Below are 26,892 nucleotides of genomic sequence, written 5' to 3'. Positions count from 1 at the left end.
GCTACACGTTCGCCAAGGCGATCGCGGCCAACACGGTGGCGTTCCAGCTCAAGGGGCTGTCGGCCAGCGTGAGCGACTTCGTGACGCTGTCGGGCGATGTGGGCTTCGCCAAGTCCGGCAACACGCTGGTGGCGGTGGGCTCGAACGTGTCGGCGCAGCTGAGCGCGGGTTCGGCCGCGTCGCTGAGCCTGAGCAACGCGAACTTCGGCCTGCGTGCCGGTACGGCCACGGTCTTTGAGCTGTCGGGCGGGACGCTGACGGCCAACATCGGCGGCTTTGCCAGCCTCAATGCGGCCTCGACGATGGTGCAGTACGCCGGCGTGGGCGCCAGCGTGACGGCCAACACCGCGCTGTCGGTGGGCAGCACGAGCTACACGTTTGCCAAGGCGATTGCGGCCAATACGGTGGCGTTCCAGCTCAAGGGGCTGTCGGCCAGCGTGAGCGACTTCGTGACGCTGTCGGGCGACGTGGGCTTCGCCAAGTCCGGCAACACGCTGGTGGCGGTGGGCTCCAACGTCTCGGCGCAGCTGAGCGCGGGCTCGGCCGCATCGCTGAGCCTGAGCAACGCGAACTTCGGCCTGCGTGCCGGTACGGCCACGGTGTTCGAGCTGTCGGGCGGGACGCTGACGGCCAGCATCGGCGGCTTCGTCAGCCTCAGCGCGGCCTCGACGATGGTGCAGTACGCCGGCGCGGGCGCCAGCGTGGCGGCCAACACCGCGCTGTCGGTGGGCAGCACGAGCTACACGTTCGCCAAGGCGATCGCGGCCAACACGGTGGCGTTCCAGCTCAAGGGCCTGTCGGCCAGCGTGAGCGACTTCGTGACGCTGTCGGGCGATGTGGGCTTCGCCAAGTCCGGCAACACGCTGGTGGCGGTGGGCTCCAACGTCTCGGCGCAGCTGAGCGCGGGCTCGGCCGCGTCGCTGAGCCTGAGCAATGCGAACTTTGGCCTGCGTGCGGGTACGGCCACGGTGTTCGAGCTGACGGGCGGGACGCTGACAGCCAGCATCGGTGGCTTCGCCAGCCTCAGCGCGGCCTCGACGATGGTGCAGTACGCCGGCGCGGGCGCCAGCGTGAGCGCGGGCACCACGCTAGGCGTGGGCAGCACGAGCTACACGTTTGCCAAGGCGATCGCGGCCAACACGGTGGCATTCCAGCTCAAGGGCCTGTCGGCCAACGTGAGCGACTTCGTGACACTCAGCGGTGACGTGGGCTTCGCCAAGTCCGGCAACACGCTGGTGGCGGTGGGCTCTGCCGTCTCGGCGCAGCTGAGCGCGGGCTCCGTGGCCTCGCTGAGCCTGAGCAACGCGAACTTCGGCCTGCGCGCCGGCGCGGCGACGGTGTTCGAGCTGTCGGGCGGCTCGTTGTCGGCCAACATCGCCGGCTTGGCCGGTCTGTCGGCTTCGTCCGTCCTGGTGCAGTACGCCGGGGCGGCCGGTGGCGTGGGCAAGGGCGAGCAATTGGCGGTGGGTACGACCAAGTACACATTCGCCGAAGCCATCGCCTCCGATACGGCAGCCTTCGCGGCCAGTGGCTTCAGCGCTCGCGTGTCCGACTTCATCACCCTCAGCGGCGATGTGGGCATCCGCAAGAGCAGCCAGTCGGTGACGCTGGCCAAGGCCGATGGCGCCGCAAGCGGCGAGCGGGTCGAGGTCGATGTGCTGACGCTGGGCGGGCAAGGGCTGAGTGCCTTCGCTGGCCTGAACGCGGACAGCACCGACAAGCTGGGCCTGCAGATGACGGGCGTCAACTTCGGCTTGGCGCTGATGAGCGAGAAGGGCGCCAGCGGCACGGCGCGCTCGTGGACGACCCTGCAGGCGACGGCCGGCAGCGTCGGCTTCGTCGGCCTTGGCGACGATCTCGAGATCGGCGCCACCAGCGTGAAGGTGGAGATCAACCAGGCCAGCGGTGGCGCGACCACCGTGGTGGACTACGGTGCCGGCGCAACCGCGCTGCGCGTGGTCACCGGGGTGAACAGCACCTTGGCCCTGAGCCTGGACGGCTCCAAGGGCGAGCTGCTGCAGGCCAGCGGCCACCTGAAACTCGATGTCTTTGGTTTCGTGCAGGTCGAGGGCAACTTCGCCATCGCGTCTTCCAGCGATTCCGTGACGCTGGCGAAGAAGGCCGGCGCCTCCAAGGCGGAAGAAGTGGCCGTGGACGTGCTGACCATCGGCGGCTCGGACATCGACGTCTTCGTGGGCGCCAACGGCGGTACCAACGACGCCCTGGGCCTGCTGCTGCAGGACGTGGACTTCGGCCTGGCGATGTTCTCGTCGCAGGCCGATGCCGCGCGCAAGTGGACCGCGCTCACCGCCAACGCCACCAGCGTGGGCCTGGTCGGCCTGGGCGACCTGGGCCTGAGCGTGCGCAACATCGAGGTCCAGCTCAACCAGGCGGCCCGCGACGGCGACCAGGTCATCGACTTCTCGGGGGCACATGCCTTCGACGTGGCCACGGGCGTGGGCGGCGCAACGACCATCGATTTCGCCGGCAGCCAGGGCGAGCTGCTGCGCGCCGAGGGCGACGTCACGATCGTGCTCTCGGACTTCGTGTACCTCAACGGCCGCATCGGCTTCGAGCGCGCGTCGCCCACCGGGCTGCTCACGCTCAGCGACAAGACCAAGGTCGCGCCGGCCTCGATGCTGGCCATCACCGGCACCAACATCTCCGCCTTCGTCGGCTATGCCGACGGCGGCTTCGACGCCGGCAAGACGCTGGCGCAGCAGGCGGACAAGCTCTACGGCTTCGGCGTGGACGGCCTGGACTTCGCGCTGCTCACGGCCAAGGCCGGCGGCCAGTCCTACACCGCGCTCAAGGCGCGCATGGACGGCGCGGCGCTGTACGGCTTCGACGCCGACGACTTCGAGCTCTCGGCCCAGGGCCTGACGCTGGAGATCAACCGCGCCGACGGGCTCGGCCGCACCATCGACTTCGCCACCTCCTTCGACGGCGGCTTGAAGCTGGGCAGCGCCGGCGAGGTCACCATCGACTTCAAGGGCGGCGACCGCATCGGCGTCTTCGCCGAGAAGGCGACGCTGCGCATCTCCGACTTCCTGTACTTCAGCGGCGCCATCGGCTTCCAGAAGGCCGACTGGGGCAACCAGCTGAGCACCGGCAGCGCCAAGGTCATCGGCGCCAAGGGCTTCAGCATCGGCGGCTCCAACATCATGGCCTTCGCCGGCTATGCCGACGGCGGCATCGACGGCAGCAAGACGCTGGCCGAACAGGCTGGCAAGCTCTACGGCTTCGGCGTGGACGGGCTGGACTTCGCCTACCTCAACGTCAAGGACGCCGCCGGGCGCAAGTTCAACGCGCTCAAGGCGCACGCGGACCGCGTGGCGCTGTACGGCTTCGACCCCGAGGACTTCGAGCTCTCGGTCAGCGCCATCGACATCGAGTACAACAGCTCGTCGGTGGCCGGCACGACGCTGGACTTCACCGGCAACCGCAAGCTGGACCTGCCCACGGGCGGCGACGAGAAGGTCACGCTGGACTTCAAGGGTTCGCGCCTGGGCGTGTTCGCCGGCAACGCCACGCTGGCGATCTCGGACTTCCTGTACTTCAGCGGCGGCATCGGCTTCCAGAAGGCCGAGTGGGGCAACACGCTGAGCACCGGCACCACGCCGGTGATCGGTGCCCAGGGCTTCAGCATCGGCGGCTCCAACATCACCGCCTTCGTCGGCTACGCCGACGGCGGCATCGACCGCAGCAGGACGCTGGCGCAGCAGGCCGACCGCCTCTACGGCTTCGGCGTGGATGGGCTGGACTTCGGCTACCTCAGCGTCAAGGACAAGGCCGGCACCAAGTACAACGCGCTCAAGGCGCACGCCGACCGCGTGGCGCTGTACGGCTTCGACCCCGAGGACTTCGAGCTCTCGGTCGATGACATCGACATCGAGTACAACAGCTCGTCGGTGGCCGGCATGGCGCTGGACTTCACCGGCAACCGCAAGCTGGACCTGCCCGCGGGCGGCGACGAAACCGTCACGCTCGACTTCAAGGGCAAGCGCATGGGCGTGTTCGCCGGCCAGGCGACGCTGCGCATCTCCGACTTCGTGCTGGTGCAGGGCTCCATCGGCTTCCAGAAGGCCGAGTTCGGCACGCTGCGCGACAGCTGGGGCCTGCCCGTGCCCAAGGCCGAGGGCTTCACCATCGGCGGCTCGAACATCGACGTCTTCGTCGGCTACGCCTCCGAGGGCTTCGACCGCAGCAAGACCTTCACCGAGCAGGCCGACAGCCTCTACGGCTTCGGCGCCGAGAACATCGACTTCGGGCTGCTGCAGCTCAAGTCCGCCACCGGCACCAAGTACACCGCGCTCAAGGCGCATGCCGACTCCGTGGCCATCTACGGCTTCGACCCGGAGGACTTCCAGCTCTCGGCGAAGAACATCGACATCGTCCTGAACACGGCATCCAACGGGATGCCGGCGCTGAACTTCAAGACCAGCTTCGCCGCCACGGGCGGCTACGAGCTGCCCACGGGCGGCCAGCCCGTGCTGCTGGACATGACGGGCGAGTTCATCGGCGCCTCGGTCAACGACGCCACGCTGCGCATCGCCGACTTCGTGTACGTGCAGGGCGACTTCTCGTTCCAGAAGGGCGCCGTGGTCGAGCTCAGCGTCAAGGGGCCGCTGGGCACGCGCATCGACGGCGTCAAGGCCAAGAGCATCGAGTTCGGCGCCAACGACGTGCAGGCTTTCGTGGGCGTGGGCGGCCCGTACCGCAACGCCGACGGCAGCATCAACGAAGGCGCCACCGGCCTGGTGATCGACGACTTCGACTTCGGCCTGGCGCTGTTCACCACGCAGGTGAACCTGTCCAACCCGCTGGCCAACATCGTGCCGGCCAACACCAAGTTCACGGCGCTCAAGGCCAACGCCTCGGACATCGGCTTCAAGGGCTTCGGCGACTTCATCCAGTTCGGCCTGCAGGACGTGCACGTCGGGGTCAACATCAGCAACAGCCCGGTGTTCTCGGCCGACTTCACCAACGGCGGCACCCGCGCCGGCTACGAGGTGAAGACCGGCGGCACGCCGATGGTGCTGGACTTCGACAACCTCGTCACCGAGGCCACCGTCGGCCGCGCCACGGCCAGCGTGGCGGGCATCCTGTCGCTGCAGGGCGGCTTCACGTTCCAGCGGCGCATCGTCGAGGACGTGGACTTCCACATCCCCGGCGCCACCGTCACCGCCAACGCCGAGGCGCTGGTCGTCGCGGGCAAGGACGTGTATGCCTTTGCCGGCATCATGGGCCCGTACCGCAGCGACACCAACGGCGACGGCGTCATCAACGAGCTCGATCCGCCCAACGAGGACGCCATCGGTTTCGCGATCGACGACCTGGACTTCGCGCTGGCGATGCTCGCGCCCACGCTGGGCGGGGGCGCGACGCTGCCGGGCAAGTTCTTCGGCCTCTCGGCCACCGCCGGCATGGCCGGCCTGGTGGGCACCGACCCCTTCCTGACACTGCAGGCGCAGGACGTGGTGCTGGAGTTCAACGGCGCCTTCGCCGGCTCCGTCCCGGTGCCGGCCACGTATGCCGACTTCAGCCGCATCAACGGCGGCCAGGGCCTGTCCATCCCGGTGGGCTCGGACGCCAACGCGCTCAAGCTGGACTTCGACTCGAACTCGCTGCGCATCGGCATGGATGCCACGCTGGGCATCTTCAACCTGTTCAGCATCAGCACCAGCTTCGACTTCGAGTTCGTGCTGCCCTCCACCGGCAGCCTGATCCCGACCATCAGCCTGTCGGGCCTGACGGACCTGATCCCCGATGTCTCGCTGAGCGCGCCGGACTGGCTGCGCGACGGCCTGAAGTTCATCAAGAACATCGACCTGTCGATCGGCATCGACGGCATCCTGGGCACGCTGGAGCTGCCCGACCTGCGCCTGGACCTCGACGGCTTCGTGCACCTGCAGGGCGACTTCCAGCTGCACATCGGCCAGAGCTTCACGGCCGACATGTACACCGGGCTGCCCAAGGAGCTGTCGCTGCTCGAAGGCGTGCTCGACAGCAAGACGCGCATGCTGCTGGACGGCCTGAAGATGGCCGGCGGCCTCTCCGACGACTACTCGCGCCTGCACGACGTCAGCTTCAAGGGCCTGAGCTTCGGCGCCAGCAACGTCTCGGTGTTCGTCGGCCTGGGCGACCCGGACTTCGACCGCCCGCTGTCGGAGCAGGGCGGCCTGGTGGGCTTCGGGCTGCAGAACGTGGACGTGGCCCTGGGCCTGTTCAAGGCCGACCTGAGCTGGGCCACGACGGAGAACTTCTTCTCGCTCAAGGCGCATGCCGACGAGATCGGCGTCTACGGCCTGGGCGACGTGTTCAAGATCCAGGCCCACGACGTCACGGTCGAGGTCAACCAGGGCGGCAAGCTCTTCGGCGGCGTGATGCGCTCCACCGCCGACTACAGCTCCATCGTCAAGGACGGCAAGACCGGCCTGGAGATCGCCACCGGCGGCCAGCCGGTGTACCTGGACTTCAAGGGCAACGAGCTGCTGGGCCTGGACATCGGCCTGGCCGACATCGCGGTGGCGGACTTCCTGTTCCTGCGCGGCTCGCTGGCCTTCCGCAAGGGCGAGGTCTACAACGTCGCGGTGGACACCGGCGGCCTCAAGCCGCTGCTGGAGCAGATCGGCGGCGCCACGGGCTTCGACGCCTCGATCCTGCCGCTGCAGGTCAACGCCCTGACCCTGGGCGGCGCCAACCTCACCGGCTTCGCCGGCGTGGGCGGCCCCTACCGCTACGGCGTGGACGCCGACCACGACGGCCTGCTCGACAGCATCAACCAGAACGCCGTCGGCGTGGCCATCGACAACGTGGACTTCGGCCTGGCGATCATGACGCCGGCGCTGATGGACGCCATCCCGGGCCTGTCGCAGTTCTCGCCCAAGTTCATCTCGGCCAAGGCCTCGGTCGAGCGCGCCGGCCTGGTGGGCGTGGACCCGAGCCTGCTGTCGGTGCGTGCCGAGGACGTCGAGGTCAACATCAACACCTTCGTGCTGTCCCAGGCGCCGGCGCAGGTGAACGCGGCGCTGCAGCTCTTCGGGCCGCCGTCGATCAACTACCAGCTCAGCGACAGCTTCAAGGACTTCACCGAGGACGCCAACGGCAACGGCGTGCTCGACGAGGGCGAGGACCGCAACCAGAACGGCAAGATCGACAAGGCCGGCTTCGCGCTGCCCGCGGGCGGCGACAACATGGTCTTCCTCGACTTCACCGAGGAGATCGTGCAGGCCAAGATCGGCTACGCCGAGATCAACCTCGCGGGCTTCCTGCAGATGTCGGCGTCGATGGCGCTGACCAAGCGCGGCTCGGAGAAGGTCACGCTGTCCAACGGCGAGGAGACCACCGTCACCACGCTGGCCGTGGGCATCAACGACGCCTACGGCTTCATCGGCGTGGGCGGCTACTGGCAGGACAGCAACCACGACGGCCGCATCGACGAGCGCGACACGCCCGACACCTCGGCCGTGGGCCTGGCGGTGGAGAACCTGGACCTGGGCCTGATCCTGGCCAAGGAGCTGGTGATCGACACCACCGGCGTGGACGTGGGCGTGTACATCGCCGGCCGCGCCACGGTGGACATGATCGGCCTGGTGGGCGTGCCCGGCGTGACGCTGCAGGCCGACAACATCGCGCTGGAGATCAACACCGGCGCTCGTTTCTCGCTCAACGTCGGCCAGATCACGCGCGACGCCGCCACCGGCGCCGTGTCCTATGACGCCAACGTCGGCGTCCAGGTCAGCCTGACGACGATCGACTTCTCGCGCAGCACCTGGACCGACTCCAAGGGCGTGGAGCATGCCGGCTACGGCATCGAGACCGGCAACCCCGACGAGCCCATCGTCCTGACCTACCGCGAGCAGTTCCTGCGCGTCTTCGGCGAGGCCGAGCTCAACCTCTTCGACATGGTGTCGATGACGGGCGCGCTGGACTTCCGCTTCAGCGCCAGCGAGGGCCTCACGGCCTTCGCGGACGTGAACGCGCGCATCGGCCCCAAGGGCTCGGAGCTGCTGTCCGCGCACGCCACCGGGCTGCTGGTGGTCAATTCCGGCGGCGTCGCGCTGCGCGCCGAGCTCAGCACGGGGCTGGACCTCGGTCCGGTGGCGCAGCTCGACGCGCACCTGGACCTGACGATGAACACCTTCGGGCGCGACATCGTCTACCAGGTGCCGCAGGTGTTCCGCGACAAGGTCGACTTCGACGAATACCGGATTTCCGCCACGCCGCCGGGCAAGCCGGGCTGGACGGGCATGTACGTCGCCCTGGTGGGCCAGGGCGACCTGCACCTGCTCGGCGGCGCGCTGAGCCTGCAGGGCGAGTTCGGCGTCATCGTCTCCGAGAGCGGCGCCGAGCTGGGCGTGTCCGCCTCGCTGGACCTGCCGCTGCTGGAGCCGCTGGCCGTCACCGGCACGCTGGGCATCGTCAAGGGCGGCGTCTACGGCGCGCTGGAAGTGGGCGGCGTGGGCCCGGATGCGCTGCTGATGGACGCGGCGCTGTTCCAGGTGACCGGCCGCTTCATGCTGCAGTTCAACGGCACCGCCGAGACGCAGCAGGTGCGCGCGATCAACACCTCGTCCGACGGCCCGCCGATCAAGATGGTGGACCTGGCGGCGCATTCGCTGCACATCGCGGGCAACGCCGGCATCAGCATGATGGGCGGCGTGGTCAACATGAGCGGCGCCTTCAACCTGGAGGTCGATCCGACGGGCCTGCTGGCCGAGCTGGACATGACGCTCAAGCTCGGCCCGCTGGGCTCCATGCACGTGCTGGGCGCGGCCGAGTTCAAGGTGCTCGACGGCCAGCCCATCTTCGCCATGGTGGCCGAGGCCGACGTGAGCCTGGGCGTGGACGTGCTGGGTATCCAGGCCAAGGCGCGGCTGGAGATCAACACCAGCAGCACCACGGACTTCAGCGGCTCGATCGGCGGCCGCAGCTACCTCGTCAAGGCCGGGCACACCTTCAACATCGACCTCGACGGCGAGATCAACCTGCTGGGCTTCGGCATCGACTTCCACGGCGGCATGAGCGTCGCCAACTCGGTGTTCCGCCTGGAATTCGACGCCCAGCTCAACTTCTTCAACTTCATCACCATCGACGTCGGCGGCTTCGTGCAGTCCGACGGCGACTTCCGCATCTACGGCAAGGCGGACTTCCTGGTCGACATGGCGATCCTGAAGCTGCGTGCCGGGGTCTCGCTGGAGCTCAGCAACATCGGCGGCCACCAGCTCTTCGCGGCCTCGGCCTACGGCTCGCTGGACGTGTCCATCGACCTGGGGCTGTTCGAGATCAACACCACGCTGGCGGGCTTCAGCGGCACCATCGCCATCACCGACCAGAGCGCCTACCTGGCCGCCAGCGTCACGGTGATGGGCATCACCGCCTCGGGCGACTACCTCTGGACCTGGGGCCCGCAGCCCATCATCACGTACCAGATCGGCGACGTGCTGTTCCTGACCATGGGCGACGAGTCCGGCCGCCACGGCGACAGCATGTTCGACAAGACGGTCAGCGAGACCTACTCGATCAGCCAGGAGCCCGACTCCGAGCTGGTGACCGTCAGCGCGATGGGCCAGACCACCAAGCACCACGGCGTCAAGCGGATCGTGGCGCGCGGCGGCTCGGGCAACGACTCGATCTACGTCAACCCCTACGTCACCGCGGTGCTGGACTTCGACGGTGGCGAGGGCAACGACCGCTTCGTCATCCTGGGCGGCGGCGCGGGCAGCATCATCCGCGGCGGCAAGGACGACGACGAGTTCGTCGGCGGCTGGATCGACGGCATCACCTACATCGGTGGCGACGGCGACGACCGCTTCGTGGGCAATGCCGGCGCGGCCGTCATCGACATGGGCGCGGGCCGCAACACCGTGTTCGCCGGCAGCGGCGACGACACCATCGTGGTGTCCGCGGGCGCCATCGACAAGATCGACACCGGCAGCGGCAACAACCTGATCCAGATGGCCGCCGGCGGCTACGCCAAGGTCACCGGCGGCGACGGCTTCGACCGCCTGGTGCTGGCGCCGATCAACAGCACCACGGCCACGCCGGTGTACCTCAACCGGCACCAGTTCGTGCAGGACCGCACGGTGATCGACTTCACCGATGCGCTGGACCGCATCGAGGTCACCGACCTGGCCGCCACCACGCGCTTGGTCAGCGGCAAGGACGCGACCTGGGGCGCCACCGACTTCGTGCTCGACGCCGCCGGCCTGGTGAACGTGGAGCAGGCCACGTTCATCGCCCCCGAGGCGCTGGTGAGCATCCGTGCCCACGGCATCCAGGGCACCTTCAACACGCAGCTGGCCGAGCTGTCGGTGGTCAACACCGGCACCAGTCCGTCCTACGCCAACGTCGTGGTGCGTGAGCTCGACAGCCTGCACCTGGTGGCCGACGGCCGCGCCAACGGCGGCCTGTACGCCGCCAACGGCTTCATCGACGTCAGGCTGGCGACGGCCGAAGCGCTGCTGTCGCTGGACAGCGGCGTGATCGAGGCCGGCGGCGCCGGCGCCCGCATCACGCTGGTGGCCGACGACATCGACTTCGCCTCCGGCGACAACCGGGTGCGCGGCACCGGGCTGCTGAGCATCACGGCGCTCACCGCCGCGCAGCACTACGACATCGGCGCCGCGGCGCAGTCCACCTACGGGCGCGACTACTCGGTGGCCGGCAGCACCGGCAAGCTGGAGCTGGGCATGCGTGACCTCTCGGCCCTGGCCGACGGGTTCAGCCGCATCGAGATCGGCCACCGCGCCGCCGCCGGCCAGGCCGACGTGCTGATGTACATCGGCGACGTCGAGGACAAGGCGGTCGGCCTCTTCACCTTCAGCGCCAGGTTCAACGACGCGGTGGTGCTGCGTGCCGACCACATGACGGTGCTCGGCGACGTGCAGTCCAGCGACACGCTGACGCTGAAGACGCGTCTGCTGGAGGTGCGCAGCAAGAACGTCCAGGACCCCATGGGGGCGCCCGACTCGGGACTGAGCGCGCGCGACCTCGTGCTGGAGGTGGACGAGCAGGCCGTGGTTTCGGGCTGGCTCGTTGGCGAGCGCTCGGTGCAGCTCGACGTGCTGCACTCCACCGGCGTCAACGGCCTGCTGGACTTCGGTGCCCAGGTCAACAGCCTGCGCGTGGACCGCTCGGCCGACATCCACACCACGGGTGCGGGCAGCGCCGTGCGCATCGCCACCAGCGGCTCCATCTACACCGCCGGCACGCTGTTCGCGCAGGGCGCGGGCTCGCTGCTGCGCATGCAGGCCGGCACCGGCCTGAGCGTGCTGCAGGGCGCGGTGATGTGGGTCGGCCAGGACGCCGGCGAGACCGGCGCCCGCATCGAGCTGGCGTCGAGCCAGTGGCTCAACCTCGAATCCGGCTCGGCCATCATGGCCGGCGCCACGTTCCGCTACGAAGGCAGCAGCCCCATCCCCGAGAAGCGCGCCGAGGGCACGCGCATCGACATCGACACCGCCGGCACGCTCAAGCTCGCCGGCGCGCTGCTGGCCAACGGCGCGCTGAACCTGCATGCCGGGCTCAGCAGCGACGTGTCGGCCGACTACTTCGACACGATCTCCGGCCGGACGCTGGCGCAGTCGCTGGACAAGGACGGCTTCGCCGCGCTCACCGCGGCGCTGGACGGGCGTGCCATCCCCGAGGCGCTGCGCGCGCTGCTGGCCTCGCAGGGCCTGGCGCTGGGGAACGGCGCGGCCGTGTCCCCGCTGGCCAACTACCAGCCTTTCGAATCGCTGTCGCAGGCGGCCAAGGACCAGGTGGCCCTGGCGCTGGGCTACACCGTCCATGCCGACGGCGGCTTCTACAACCCCAATGCGCCCGAGGGCCAGCGCTTCGTCACGACGCTGACCGAGGGCGTGGCCGACTCCACGGGCTACCAGCTCCACACCGGCACGATCTTCTTCAAGGCCGATGCGCCGGCGGGCTCGCAGCTGCTCACCAGCTTCGTGCAGGGCGTGGCGCCGGACTACACCAACGAGCGCATCGACTGGGCGGCCTGGGGCGTGTCCGCCCCGGCGGCCGGCACCGCCTTTGCGCAGCTCAGCGGCGCGCAGCAGGCGGTGGTGGCCTCCACGCTGGGTTACCAGGTCGACTACCGCAACGTGCTGATGGCGTGGACGAAGGACACGCCCAAGCCGAGTGACGACACCACCTACGCCGAGCTCAGCGCGGCGCAGAAGGCCGTGGTCAACGCGGCGCTGGGCCTGCAGTCGGCCGGCGCCGCGGCCAAGGCGGCCTACCTGGAAGGCCAGGGCCTCACGCCCGACTACGCCAGCCTGGTGGACTGGAAGGCCGCCGGCGTGGACAAGCCGCGCGCCGATGCCCGCTACGCCGAGCTGAGCACGGCGCAGCGCGGCGCCGTCGATGCGCTGCTGCAGTCCGAGGGCCTGCAGGTCCGCTTCTTCAACTACAACGCGCCCGCGGGCCAGAAGGCCGTCACCGGCTTCACCCAGGGCGCGGCGGTGGACTACAGCAACGCCGACATCCACTGGGGCGCGGCGGGCGAGCCCGCGGCCGGCGCCAGCTTCGCCAGCCTCACGGCGGCGCAGCAGGCGGTGGTGGCCCATGCGCTGGGCTATGAGGTCTACACCGGCAAGCACTGGGTCAACCTGAACGCGGCCGAGGGCCTGCAGGTGGTCGAAGGCTTCACCGCCGGCGCGCAGTACGCCATCGACGCCATCGACTGGGGCGGCGTCAGCGCCCCCGCGGCCGACGCCAGCTTCGAGCAGCTGACGCCGGCGCAGCGCGACGTGGTGGCCCGCACGCTGGGCTACGCCGTCTACGACCATCAGGTGTTCGTCAACGCCGGCGCCGAGGCCGGCCTGCGCGTGGCGCCGGAGCTGGTCGAGGGCGTGCACTACCAGTACGCCGACATCGACTGGGGCACGGGCTCCGTGCCGGCCAAGGGCAGCGCCTTTGCCGACCTCACGCTCGCGCAGCAGGACAAGGTGCTGGCCCAGAGCGGCTACCGCCGCTTCGACGGGCTGGTCTACCACGACGCCGAGGCGGCCTCCGCCGCCAAGCGCTTCGTGCTGACCTTCGTCCAGGGCGAGGACTACCGCAACGACCAGATCGTCTGGAGCGAGGTGCCCGTGCCCAAGGCCGGCACGCCCTTCAGCGAGCTCACGGCGGCGCAGCAGTTCCGCGTGCTGGAGCAAAGCGGCTACACGCAGTACGGCTCCACCGTCTACTACAAGGCCGATGCCGGCGCCAAGGCGCTGGTCAGCGGCTTCACCGAGGGCATCGACTACAGCAACGCCGGCATGAGCTGGGGCGGCACCGGTGGCGCGGTCAACGACCGCTGGGTGCTCGACGACGGCACGCACCGCTACGTGGTGCACGCGGTGGACGAGGACAACGACGGCCGCTTCGACGCCCTGCGCGTGGAGCAGCCGCACGAGCTGCTGGGCCAGCGCGGCGCGGGCTTCCTGCTCACCGGCTCCATCACCAACCTGGGCGACCACCAGAGCTTCAGCGTCACGTCCAAGGACGACGTGATCGTGCGCGGCAAGATCGACCTGCTGGGCCAGGGCAGCAACCTGAGCCTGCAGTCCGACCGCTGGGTCTACTGGGAGGGCGAGGCGCAGGTCAGCGGCGACATCACGCTGCGCGGCGGCGTCACGGCCGCCGGGCTGTTCGCGCAGGACGCAGGCTCGGGCCTGAGCGAGAGCGGCGACAGCAATGCCGCCGGCGTGAGCGTGTACCTGCACGCGGCGTCGCAGCTGGTGAGCACCGGCGTCGATGCGCGCGTCACCATCGAGGGCGGCGACACCGTGGTGCTCAACGGCCGCGTGGTGGCCGGCGGCACGGTGGGCGCCCACGGCGTGAACTGGAGCGGCGCGGGCGACGCGGCCATCAGCGTCACGGCGGGCGAGCACATCGTCGTGGACACGACGCTCACCGCCTCGCGCGCCGTGGAGCTCGCGACGCTGAACGCGGCCACGGGCGACGCGGTGCTGGTGACCACGGCCGGCGCGCTGGTGGCCACGGGCCACAGCGGTGGCGCGGGCGGCGACGTGCGCATCGATGCCGCGGGCCACGTGACGCTGGGCGGCACGCTGCTGTCCGGCGGCGAGTTCGACGGCAGCGGCGCGGTGGCCTGGAGCGGCGAGGATTCCCGCATCGACATCCGCTCGGCGGGTAAGCTCACGCTGGGCGCGCAGGCGCAGGCGCTTTCCGGCGAGATGGTGGAGATCGGCGCCACGCTGCGCGCCAGCGAGTCCGTGACCGTGCATGCCGGCCGCGACAGCGGCGGGCTGGGGCTGGACATGCCCGGCGGCGCGGTGATCGCGGTGTCCAACGCCGACGGCCGCATCGAGCTCAATGCCGGTGGCGATGCCCAGCTCTACGGCCAGCTGGTGGCCGGCGGCGAGCTGGTCACGCACAAGGACGCCGAGGGCCGCACCCTGGGCAGCACCATCCGCCACTACGGCGGCGACTCCGAGCTGGTGATCGACGCCAGCGGCCAGATCCGCCTGGGCCGCGACCTGATGGCCGGCCGGCTCATCGACGTGCGCGGCGGCCAGGGCAACGGCACGCCCAGCGCGGCCGACCCGTGGGCCGACGAGGGCATCGTGATCGGCGGCTCGGTGCACCTGCGCACCTGGCAGGAAGACAGCACCATCTCGCTCAGCGCCTCGGGCGACCTGTCGGTGCTGGCGCCGGCCTGGGCCCAGGAGATCTCGGCCCAGGGCTTCGCCGAGCTGGCCAGCGGCCGCCTCGGCGGCGACGTCAGCCTGCGCATCACCATCGACATCGGCACCGCGCTGGCCAGCGCGGTGGTCACGCTGCGCGCGTCCGACACGCAGGGCAACACCGGCATCGCCGACCTGCGCGACGACCTGCAGCGCGCCATCGAGGCCACCGACTTCACGCTCACCGACCGCAACACCGGCGCGGCGCTGCCGGGCACGGTGCGCCTGAGCGGCAGCGACACGGCCGAGCACGCCTTCAACGTGCGGCTCGACGACGGCCACCTGCAGTTCACCAGCCAGCGCCAGTTCACGCTGGAGGCGGTGGACGGCAGCGCCTCGGCGCGCCTGGGCCTGACGCAGCTCGACGCCGGCGCCGCCGCCTCGGGCCGGGGCTACGCCATCGACGCCGCCGCGCGCGGCTCGGTGGTCAGCCTGGGCCGGGCCGACGCGCCCGGCGGCGCCATCACCATCCAGGGCTGGATTCGCGGCCACGACGCCATCAACCTCCACGCCGGCACCACGGCGCTGGGCAACCAGGCCGTGACGCTGACGGAAACCGGCCTGCTGGAGACGCTCTCGGGCGGCATGGTGCTCAACCCGATCGGCGAAACCACGCTGCTGGGCAGCCTGGTGGCGCGCGGCACCAACGCCGACATCGTCATCAACGCGGGCTCCACGCTGCATCTCAAGGGCGACCTGACGGCGCAGCGCGACATCCTCATCACGGCCGGCTCGGCCTCGGACCAGGGCGCGGCCAGCATCCGGACCTACGCCTCCAGCCAGTTCAACACGCTGGAGCCGGGCGGGCGCATCGTCCTCACCGGACTCAACGACGTCATCGTCAACAGCGCCATCGGCGAGAGCAGCCCGGGGCTGGGCCTGCTGCAGCTGTCCTCCACGGCCGGCAGCGTGGTCCTGTCCAAGGAAGGCGGCCGCCTGGCCACCGGCGGCCAGCTCGTGGTCAGCGGGCGCGACATCGACCTCGGCGGCGTCATCCGCAGCACGCTCGCCACGCCGTCCACCACGGACAGCGAGATCAGCCTCACGGCCACGGGCGACATCCGCCTGCACGGCGACCTGCAGCTCGCGGGCTCGCTGCTGGCCAGGGCCGGCGACGACATCGAGATCTACGACACCCGGCTGCTGTCGCAGGCCGGCCAGTCGCTGCGCTTCGAGGCCACGGACAGCCTGTCCGTCGGCTCCGTGGGCGCGCATGCCGGCGCGGTGGTCCTGGCGGCCGACCGTGTGCTGGAGCTCAAGGCCGGCGGCGTGATGACGCTGGCAGCGGACGCGCAGCTGCTGACGGCGGCCGACGGCAGCCGCCTGACGCTGCGTGCCAGCTCCCTCGTGTCGGCGGCCGACGTGGCCGCGGGCGCGGCCTTCGTGGCCGAGAACGGCAGCAGCCCGGCGGGCACGGCATGGACCGGCCAGCGCGCGCTGCTGGACATCGCGGTCGACCGCGCCGTCACGCTGGGCAACGCCACGCGTGGCGGCAACCTGCTCGCCACGGGCGAGATCAAGCTGCGCGCGGGCAGCGATGCGCAAGGCCTGGGCCTCGTGCTGGCCGCGGGCGGCGCCATCGCGGTGGACGCCACCGGTGGCGGCCGCTGGGCCGACACGGCGGTGCAGGGCCAGCTCGGCCTGACCACCGACGGCGACATGCGCCTGCTCGGCCATGTCAGCGCGCTGCACGCCGGCGCCGACGTCACGCTGACGTCGCTGTCGCAGGTCATGGTGGACGGCCTGGTGGAGGCCGAGGACCAGCTGCGCATCAGCGGCGGTACCGACGGCAGCCGCATCGGCGTGCTCGTCAACACGCTGGTGCTCGACGGCGCCAACCGCTACCAGTCCGGCGGCACGCTGGACACCGCCGCGGGCGGCAGCATCGTCATCACCTCGGTGGACAGCGTGTCCATCCAGGGCGTGGTGGGCCAGCGCTCGCTGGGCGAGGGCAAGGTTCGCCTGGTGGACATCACGTCCACCGCCGGCGACGTCACCATCCTGCGCAACATCGAGGTGCGCGACGACGTGAGCATCGTCGGCCGCAACGTCAACGTGCTGGCGGGCAGCCACGTCTACGGCCTGGGCGAGGGCTCCTCCGTGTTCCTGCAGGCCAAGGCGAAGCTCACGGTGTCGGCGGCCGAGAACACCGCCGCCGGCGCTCTGGACCCGGCCATCGTGCAGGCCGACCGCCTGGTGCACCTGACGGCGCCGGAGATGGTGGTCAACGGCCGCGTCGCCGCGGGCCTGGACGGCAAGGGCGCGGCCGACGGCCGCGTGCTCTTCAACTCCGGCGGCGACCTGAGCATCGCCGGCTTCGTGAGCTCCAACGACCGCATCGACCTCAACGCCGGCGTCGACATGGGCTGGTCGCGCGCGCAACTCGAAGGTGCGATCACGCGCGCCGACCTCGTGGGCGGCGGCATCACGGTGCACGGCCAGGGGCTGGTCACCGCGGCCGGCGCCATCGCCCTGCGCGCGGGCGGCAGCGTGGTGCTGGACGCCGACCCCGTGGTGGGCACGCCCACCACCTTCCAGGTACCGGTGTACACGACCACCGCCACCACCGAACAGGTCGTCATCGGCTACCAGCAGGTGGCCGCGGGCGTGGTGGAGGTGCAGGAGATGCAGTACAGCACCACCGAGATCACCGAGATGGTGGGCACCGAGCTGGTCAAGGTCGGTTCGCTCTACCACACGATGGACGTGACGCTGGAGCAGATCGGCTACTACAACCCGAACGCGCCGGAGGGTGCCAAGTTCCGCGAGATCCTCATCGAGGGCCTGGACTACCACAACAGCCAGATCAACTGGGACAACAACGGCACCGAGGGCGTGCCGGCGGTGCACATCGCGGGGGTGCCGGACTTCGCGCCGGACAAGGCCAACAAGAACCTGTACCTGGACTTCACGGCGCTCAACGACACGCAGCGCCAGGCGGTGCTCAACAACACCGGCTACATGCCGCTCTACCGCTTCGCCTACAGCAACGCCAAGACGCAGTCCACGGTGGCGGGCGAGACCAAGACCACCGACTGGACGCCGGAGTGGGCCGGCAACGAGGAGATGGTCTATTACGTGCCCGTGGCGGGCTGGAAGGACAAGTACGTCCTGATGCCCACCGGCGCGCAGCAGGACATCCTCAGCGTCGTCTCCAACGGCGCGGCGCAGTACCTCAAGGGCGACGCCACGGCCGACGGCCACAACGACAACAACTGGCAGGTGGGCAGCGCCGGCGCCAAGGGCGAGCTGGTGGGCACCTACAAGGACCAGGCCCGCGTCTGGTACGAGCAGAAGCACTCCGACTACTACTTCCCCGAGGACGGCTACCCCAGCAGCAGCTGGGAGCTGCTGCACTCGCCGGTGGAGGACGGCCGCGCCACCTGGACCGTCCACTACCAGTCCACCACCGGCGACCGCATCTTCACCATCGCCGGGCGCGACGCCAACAACGTGCTCGACCGCGACCCGAACTGGGTGTGGGAGCAGACCGGCTACGAGTACGCCTACGCCAAGGACGTGGACGCCTACCACGCCGAGCGGCTGGTGTCGGCGCTGGCCAAGTTCCAGGGCTCGCGCTCCACGGACCACCTGTACGCCTTCACGACCTACGTCGATACCCTGGCCAGCGACACGCTGAGGCTGGACCTGGTGTCCTCCAGCAGCCACAAGGCCTGGGCCTTCAGCTTCCAGGGCTGGTCGAAGTGGACCGACCTGGTCAACCACTGGGTGGACAACGACGACGGCAGCGGCTGGCCCGACTGGAGCGACGAGGACGAGGTGCCCACGTTCGGCATGTCGCTGCTCTACAAGGAAGGCCAGGAGTTCAACCGCAACCTCATCGACATCCTGCGGATCGTGGCCGGCGGCGAGGACGCCCACGACTTCGCCCCCTTCACCACCGTCTTCAACGACGCCAACTACAACCGCTGGAAGCAAACGTTCCCGTGGCTGCAGGGCAAGGTGGAGTACCACGACAACTCCGGCGACGACCTCTTCATCCAGGTGCAGGGACGCGCCAAGTCGCCGGTGCTCACGGTCAACGAGACCTTCCACGACTACACCTACAACTGGACCTCGCTGGACCACGAGATCCGTGACCAGCGCGTCAAGTACAGCTACGCCCTCAAGACCAACGCCGAGGACGTGTACGACGACCGGGCGGTGTTCCAGACCGTGGTCAAGGAGGTGCAGACGCCCGTCACCAACCAGGTGACGGTGTGGAAGACGGTGCCGGTCATGGGCACGCGCACGGTGCTGGGCACCGAGCTGAGCTGGGAGGACGCGCCTTCGCAGACCTACGGTGCCGCCGGCACCTCCATCGCCGGCGCGAGCATCAGCATCGACGCCGGCGGCGAGGTCAAGCTCAGCGGCCGCATGGAGGCCACCGGCCGCGCCGCGGATGCGGCCTCGGGCGCCACCGCGCTCGAATCCGCCATCCGCATCGACGCCGGCGACCTGCTGCGCCTGGAAGGCCGCAGCATCGACGGCCAGCAGATCGGCACGCAGCTCAGCGCCGAGCACATCGCGCTGCACAGCGACACCACGCTGCAGCTGGGCGACTCGGCGCTGCTGAACATCACCGGCGCCCAGGGCACGGTGACGCTGGACGCGGACGGTGACGCCTACATCGGCGGCCAGATCGCGGCCTCCGCCGATGCCCTGGGGGCCAGCCTGCTGTCCGTGACCGTCACGGCGGCGCAGGACGTGGAGCTCAGCGGCAGCATCACCGCGGGCACGATCACCGTGCAGGCCGGTGCCGACGACGCGGGCTTCGGCCACATCCTGGGCGACGCCCAAGCACGCCTGACCGCCACCGCCGCGCATGGCGCCGGCGGCGGCGCCGAGCTGGTGCTGCGCACCGGCCTGCACGGCGGCAACCTGGTGCTGGAGGACAGCACGCTGTCCGCGCTGGGCACGGGCGGCACCGTGTCGCTGCTGGCCGAGAGCGGCCGCATCACGCAGGTGCAGCACCAGGTCACGGTGGACGTCACCGACGCGGACGGCCACACCCAGGCCGTGACGCAGTGGGTCACCAGTGGCCGCATCGTCGCCAGCGCGCTGCACGCGCAGGCCGAGACCGGCATGACGCTGGGCACCGACGTGGACACGGTGGACCTGCGCCTGAGCGGCGCCGGCGCCATCGCGCTGCAAAACCAGGGCGACCTGACGCTGGCGCAGGTGAGCGCGGCCGACGGCGCCATCGCCATCGAAACCACCGGCCGCCTGGTGGCCGAGCAGGTGCATGCGCTGGGCAGCAGCGACCGCAACGACATCACGCTGTCCGCCGGCAGCACCGCCGCCGACGCGCTGGTGCTGGGGCTGGTGGACACGCCCGCGCGCGGCGACCTGACGCTGCGCTCCTGGGGCGGCATCGTCATGCAGCCCGGCATGGCCGAGGCGCTGCTGACGGCCGACGCGCTCCGCGTCGAGGCCCGCGGCGGCGTGCAGCTGCGCACGCAGGCCAACACCCTGCTGGGCGGCACCACGCACGCCGGTGGCGTGAGCGTGGTCCAGGGCGACCGCGCCCTGAGCGTGGGCCTGTCCAGGGATGACGCCTTCGGCGTCAACGACGGCGGCTTCGTGCTCGACGCCGCGGGCGACGTGCGCCTGGGCGGCCTGGTGCTGGCCAGCAACAAGGCCGGCCAGGACATCCGCGTCACGGCCGGCGGCGACATCCGCGCCGAGTGGGCCTCGGCCGGCATCTACCTGGCCGACGCGGCCGACGCCCCCGTGGTGGACGGTGCCCAGGCCACGAGCGTGTCCTCGGCCGGCGACATCACGCTGACGGCCGGCGGCCGCATCCTCCAGGGCGCGGCCGACACCGGCGTGGACCTGGTGGCCGGCGTGCTGACGCTGCGCGCGCAGGCGGGCATCGGCAGCCTGCAGATCGCCGCCAACGCGCTGGACGCCGTGACCGCCGATGGCGACATCGTGCTGCAGGACTTCGACGGCGCGCTGGAAAAGAGCTCCGGCCTGGACGTGCTGCAGGCGATCAGCCGCCTGGACACCGGCAGCGGCGCCGGCTTCGCCGACGACGGCCGCACCACCGTGTCGCTGGGCGCGCAGCACGAGCTGCGCGTGGGTGCGCAAAGCCACGTGCGTGGCAACACCGTGCGCCTGTCCAGCACGCTGGACAGCGTGCGCGTGGCCGCGCCCGCCAGCGGCGACAGCATCGAGTACAGCCGCGGCGTGGCCTTCATCGCCGCCGGCACGGTGGACCTGTACCGCTTCTTCAACGCGCCGGAGCTCATGGAGTACCGCGCGGGCGACCACTTCCTCTTCGGCGCCACGGAGGCCACGCGCACCCGGCTGCTGCCCAGCGAGATCGCCTCGGAGACGCTGATCCTGGAGACCGGCGGCACGCTGAGCATCACCGGCAAGCTCTCGGCCTCCAAGCGGCTGGAGCTCATCGCCGGCGAGGACGTGCTCATCAGCGGCACCATCGCCGCGCTGCCCTCCGATGCCGACGGCAAGATCGACACCTTCGCCGTGACCGCGCGCGGCGACCACACGGTCACGCGCACGACCTGGGACACTGCCAGCGCCAGCTACGTCACCCGCGCCGGCCAGGACAGCGGCTTCATCAGCATCCGCACCGACCGCCTGCCGGCCACCCACTTCGAGCTGCGCGCGCGCAACGACATCAGCGTCGAGCTGCAGTCCGACCTGCTGCTCAGCGGCTACGTGGGCGGCGTGCAGGGCTACGACCCGGCGCGCAACGTGACGCTGGACATCCGCGGCACGCTCACCGTGCACAGCGGCATCGTCAGCGCCGACGCGGCGCGCGGCGGCGACATCGTGCTCAAGGCGACGGCCATCAGCGCCGACGGCGCCTCGGTGTTCATCGGCGACCACCTCGACGTGACGGCGCGCAACGGCGTGCAGCTCAACACGCTGGTCAACAGCATCAGCGTGCTCTCCAGCGTCAAGGGCGACATCTCGATCAACGAGGCGACCGCGCTGGTGGTCAACAGCATCACCGCGCAGGACGGCCGCGTCAGCATCCAGGCCGGCGGCAACCTCTGGCTGGACTCGGTGCGCAACATCGCCGACGGCAGCGACATCGTCATCAAGTCGGCCGGCGACATCTACGTCGACGAGGTCGAGGCCGCATTCGACAGCGGCGCGCAGAAGAGGAGCGGCAGCGTCACGGTGGATGCCAAGGGCCGCGTGCGCGAGTGGACGGCCGACGGCCATGCCGACCAGACGGTGGCCGACCTCTACGGCTACACCGTCACCGTCAACGAGGGCGACCGCAACCCGAACGCGCCCCTGTGGCTGAGCGATCCCACCAAGGCCGGCAGCGGCGACGAGGTGGAGGTGCGCTTCACGGCCGAGGGCACGAAGGGCCTGGTCACCGGCGACACGACGGTGACGCAGCTGGGCCTGTTCGCCACCGCCGGCAACATCCAGAGCGCCATCGTGGCGCTGCAGGCCGCGCCCGCGGCGGCGGCGGTCCAGACGGACTGGATCAGCTTCGGCAGCGTGGGCGGCGACCTGCGCTACACCGTCACCCTGGACGGCACCGCCTACACCGTGATGCCGGGCGACGTGGTCGACGGCAACGTGGTGGGCGCGGACTGGAACTCGGTGCTGGGCGCGCTCAAGTCCAAGCTGGAGGCCTCCGGCAAGGTCAGCGTGGCGGTCATGGCGGACCTGCACCAGCTGCGCCTCAGCGGCCTGGTGGCCGGCGTGGGCTACACGCTGGGCGAGCTGCGCGTGGAGCAGGTGCAGGCCGGCGGCGACATCGACGGCGGCGTGGTGCAGGACGGCAGCGCGCCTTACCAGAGCGCGGGCAGCAGCGCGGCGCAGATCTCGGACTTCGCCTTCAAGAGCGGCACGGTGGTGGCGGGCAACGAGTTCACGGTGTTCGTGAACGGCCACGCCTACCGCGCCAGTGCCGGCGACTCCAACCTGCTGTACGTCAGCGGCGCGGACGGGCTGGCGCTGTCGCTGTCCGCCGAGGTGCCGGCGGTGGCGCTGGCGGCCTCGGCCGTCAGTGCCGCGGGCACGGACGCGGCCGATGCGCGCAGCATCGACCTCGCGGGCCTGGGCGTGCATGCCGGGGCCACGATCAGCCTGCAGATCGGGTCCAAGACCTTCAGCCACGTGGTGGCCGCAGGCGAGGACCTCGCGGCCGTCAACGCCGCGCTGGCAGGCCTGATCGATGCCGACGACGACCTCGCGGCCACGGTCACGGACGGCAAGCTGGAGGTTTCCAGCGGCGCCGGCCTGGCCGGGATTTCCGGCGGCGCCAGCGCCGTGGCGGTGTCCACCGGCACGGCGCGCGCGGATGCCACCGGCGATGCCGGGCAGATGCTCGACTTCGGCCGCACCGCGCTCGTTGCCGGTGCAACCTACACCGTGAAGGTGGGCGCCGGCAGCTACAGCACCAGCGCCGCCGACGGCGAGACGCTGGAGGACGTCCTGCAGCGTCTGGCGGCGCTGATCGAGGACGACCCGAACACCGCCTACCAGTCGCATGCGCGCAGCGCCACCGTGGGCGCCACGCTGGCGCAGGTGATGGCCGAGCTGGCCCAGCGCATCGAGGACGGCGAGCCGGTGCAGGGCTCTGTCGATGCCAACGGCGTGCTCACCCTGGAGGCCGACGTCGCCAACGTGGCCTTCACCGTCTCGGCCCTGGGCGTCGCGCCGCAGGGCACGGTGCTCGACGACGGGCGCGTGCCCACCGTGGCCGCGGCCGACGGTGTGGCGCAGGAGTCGGTGCTGCGCTTCAGCGGCGACGTGGCGCTGCCCGACGGCGCCGTGGTCGTCGTGTTCGTCAACGGCAAGAACTACATCGCCCAGGTCTCCGACGGTGGCGGCCTGGACTCGGCGCTGGCCAAGCTCAAGACCGACTTCGACGCCGCCAACAGCCCGGTGACGGCCACCGTGAGCGGCCACACCCTGACACTGACGGCGCGCGTGGCCAACCAGGCCTTCGGCGTCAACGCCGTGACCGTGATGCTGCCGGATGCCGTGGAAGACGACGGCACCAAGGCCACCACGGCGGCCGGCACGGTCCGGCCGCAGATCACCGACGTGCAGTTCGGCGCGGCGCTGGTGGAAGGCAACGTCTACAGCCTGACCGTGGACGGCCACACCTACACCAGCACCGCCGGCGCGGCCCCGACCTGGGCGGCGGTGCTGGCCGACCTGGAGTCGCAGATCGAGGCCGGCAGCGACATCGCGGTGACGGTGGACGCGGACAACCACACGCTGCGGCTGACGCACACCCAGAGCAACACCGCCTTCACCGTGGCCGACGTGTCCGCGGTGCAGCCCGAGCGCGTGACCGTGCAGGCCGGCGCGGCCACCGCCACGCCGCAGCAGGCGGCGACGGCGGCCACCGCGCAGGTCACGGCGCTGAGCTTCGCCGTGGCCGGCAGCACGGGCGTCGAGTACACCGTGCGCGTCGACGGCAAGGCCTACAGCGTCACCTCGGCCGCGGGCCAGTCGCTGGATGCGGTCCTGGGCGCGCTGGAGGCGAAGATCGATGCCGACGCCACCAGCGCGGTCAGCGCGTCGGTGCACGACGGCAAGCTGCTGCTGACGGCCAAGGCGGCCAACACCGCCTTCACGGCCAGCGGCACGGCGCAGGACGCGGCCACCTCCAACCCGCGCCCGATCACGGGCGACTACGTGCTCATCGTGCCCGACCGCACGCCGGGCAGCTTCGGCATGGCCGCCACCGGCAGCCTGACCGTGGTGAACCTGCCCACGCACGACGGCGAGGGCATCACGCTGGACGCCGGCAAGGACCTGGTGGTGGTGTCGGCCATCGACGTCGGCAGCAGCGGCGTGGTCAAGCTCACGGCGGGCCTGGGCCTGACGCTGGGCGGCAAGGTCACCGCCGGCATGCTCACGGTGAGCGCGGGCGACAACCTGACCATCACTTCGGAGGTCGGCACGCTGCAGGTGACGATGACCGCGGGCGGCGACCTGACGGTCACGCAGACCGGCAACCTGCTGGTCAGCGGCATCCAGATGGAAGGCGGCAACCTGACGCTGATCACCGACGGCGCCTTGAGCATCGAAAGCATCACCGGCACCGCCGGCAACGTGACGCTGGTGGCCGACGGCGACATCCGCGTGGGCAGCCTGGCCGACTCGGCGGTGCTGAGCGTGCGCTCAGCCCACGGCGCGGTCATGCTGGGCAGCGCCGGCGCGAGCGTCGAAGCCGACCGGCTGGACGTCTCCGCGCAGGGCGCGATCACGGTCTTCGAGCGCGATGCCGTACGCATCGACCGCCTGGCCTCGGCCAGCGGCGCCGCGGTGAGCGTCACCGCCGGCGGCAGCATCGAGCTGCTGGGCGCGGTGGCCGCCAGCGGCAGCGCCGGCATCACGCTGAGCGCCACCCAGGGTTCCATCAGCGTCGCGGCCGCGCTCTCCAGCGCCGGCGGCGACGTGCGCCTGGAGGCCGAGGGGGGCCTCGACCTGAGCGAGGCGGCCGACATCACCAGCGCCACCGGGCGCGTGGCCCTGGCCGCGCTCCACGGCGCGCTGACCATGGACGCCGACACCGTGATCGACGCCGGCAACGGCCAGATCACGCTGGCCGCCGGCGGCGACCTGCGCCTGGGCCAGCTGCGCAGCAGTGGCAGCGCGGACCTGACCATCACGGCCGGCGGCGCGATCATCGACGGCGGCGACAACGCCACCGACATCGTCGCGGCCAACGCGCGCCTGGTGCTGTCCGCGCACGACGGCATCGGCACCAGCACCGCGCAGGGCGCGGCGGGCACGCTCGAAACCCAGGTGGCGTCGCTCAGCGTGACGATCACCGGCACGGGCGGCCTGGCGATCGAGGAGGCCGACGCGCTGTCCATCGAGCGCATCGCGGTCCAGGGCGGCGGCGGCGTGAAGCTGTCCACCGTGGACGGGGCGATCACGCTGCAATCCGGCGGCATCGCCACCACCAGCGGCAGCGTGGCGCTGTACGCCGGCTCGGCCGGCGTGCACCTGGACGGCCACATCACCACCAGCGGCGGCGCGGTGAGCATCACCGCCGAGGACGGCAACCTGGTGCTCGACGCCGGCATCCGCGTCGCGGGCAGCGGCGACGTCGCGCTGCGCGCCGTGCAGGGCTCGATCCTCACCGGTGCCGATGCCGCGCAGTGGCTGCGCGATGCCGGCTCGGCCAGCGGCTTCGACGCCGATGCCGACTGGGCGCTGCAGCACGGCCGCTTCGACGTCGATGCCGCCACCGGCCGCGTCACGGCCGCGTGGCTGAGCGCCGACGAGGCGCGCGTGCACGGGCTGCAGAACGGCCAGGTGCTGCGCGCCGCGGACGGGGCCTACCTGCAGACCGGCGGCACGCTGACGCTGACGGCGCGGCACGAGATCGGCCAGAGCGTGGACGGCTTCGGCTTCAGCCCGCTGGCGCTGTTCGTGGACGCGAACAAGGTCGTGGCCAGCAGCAGCGAGCGCGAGAACGTCTCCATCGTGGCGACGCGCGCGGTGGAAGTCGGCAACACCGAAACCTCCTCCAGCGGCTCGCGCGGCGGCTACACCAGCGTGCTCAACCTCAGCGGCGCGCAGACGCTGGCGGGCAACGTGGACGCCAGCGGCCAGGACATCGTCATCGCCGCCGACGACCTCCAGATCTCGGGCGTGGTGCGCAGCGCCGGGGCCCAGCTCAGCATCACGCCGCTGGACCCGACCCGCACCATCGTGCTGGGCGACGGCGCGGCCGGCGAGGACGTGCTGCGCCTGGACGACAACGAGATCGCCCGGTTGCAGGACGGCTTCCGCCAGATCGTGATCGGCATGGACGGCGCGGGCAATCGCATCGTGCTGTCCACCTCCAGCAGCGCAGGCATCGTCTTCAAGGACAACCTGGCGCTGTATTCCAACGGCGCGGGCGGCGAGATCTTCATCGACGCCCGCCTGAGCGCGCCCGACATCGCCATCTACGGCTCGGGCCACACCACGCACATCAACGCCGACCAGTTCGCTTCGGCGGGCAACTACCTGCTGGCCGACTCCGCGCGCATCACCGGCGCGCACAGCATCACGGCCGCGGGCAGCATCACCCTGGGGCTGCCCGACCGCGACTTGCCGGCGGGCGAGAAGAACTTCGTCGGCGGCGACCCCGCGACGGCTTCGGGCGACGTGCTCACGCTCAGCGCCGGCGGCAACGTCACCTTCAACGGCGTGGTCGCGGCCGGGGAGAAGGAGAGTGCGG

1 protein-coding gene is annotated in these 26,892 nt (G+C 70.7%); it reads left to right on the top strand.

The features are described from left to right. The coding region (locus tag Q0741_RS15540) for a hypothetical protein (RefSeq protein WP_298234122.1) at nucleotides 1-26,892 on the top strand (26,892 nt) is incomplete at both ends.

This window comes from uncultured Azohydromonas sp., from assembly GCF_937926365.1.
Taxonomy (GTDB): Bacteria; Pseudomonadota; Gammaproteobacteria; order Burkholderiales; family Burkholderiaceae_C; genus Azohydromonas.
Note: the sequence above shows the minus strand (reverse complement) of the source record. Positions and strands in the feature narration are given on the sequence as shown.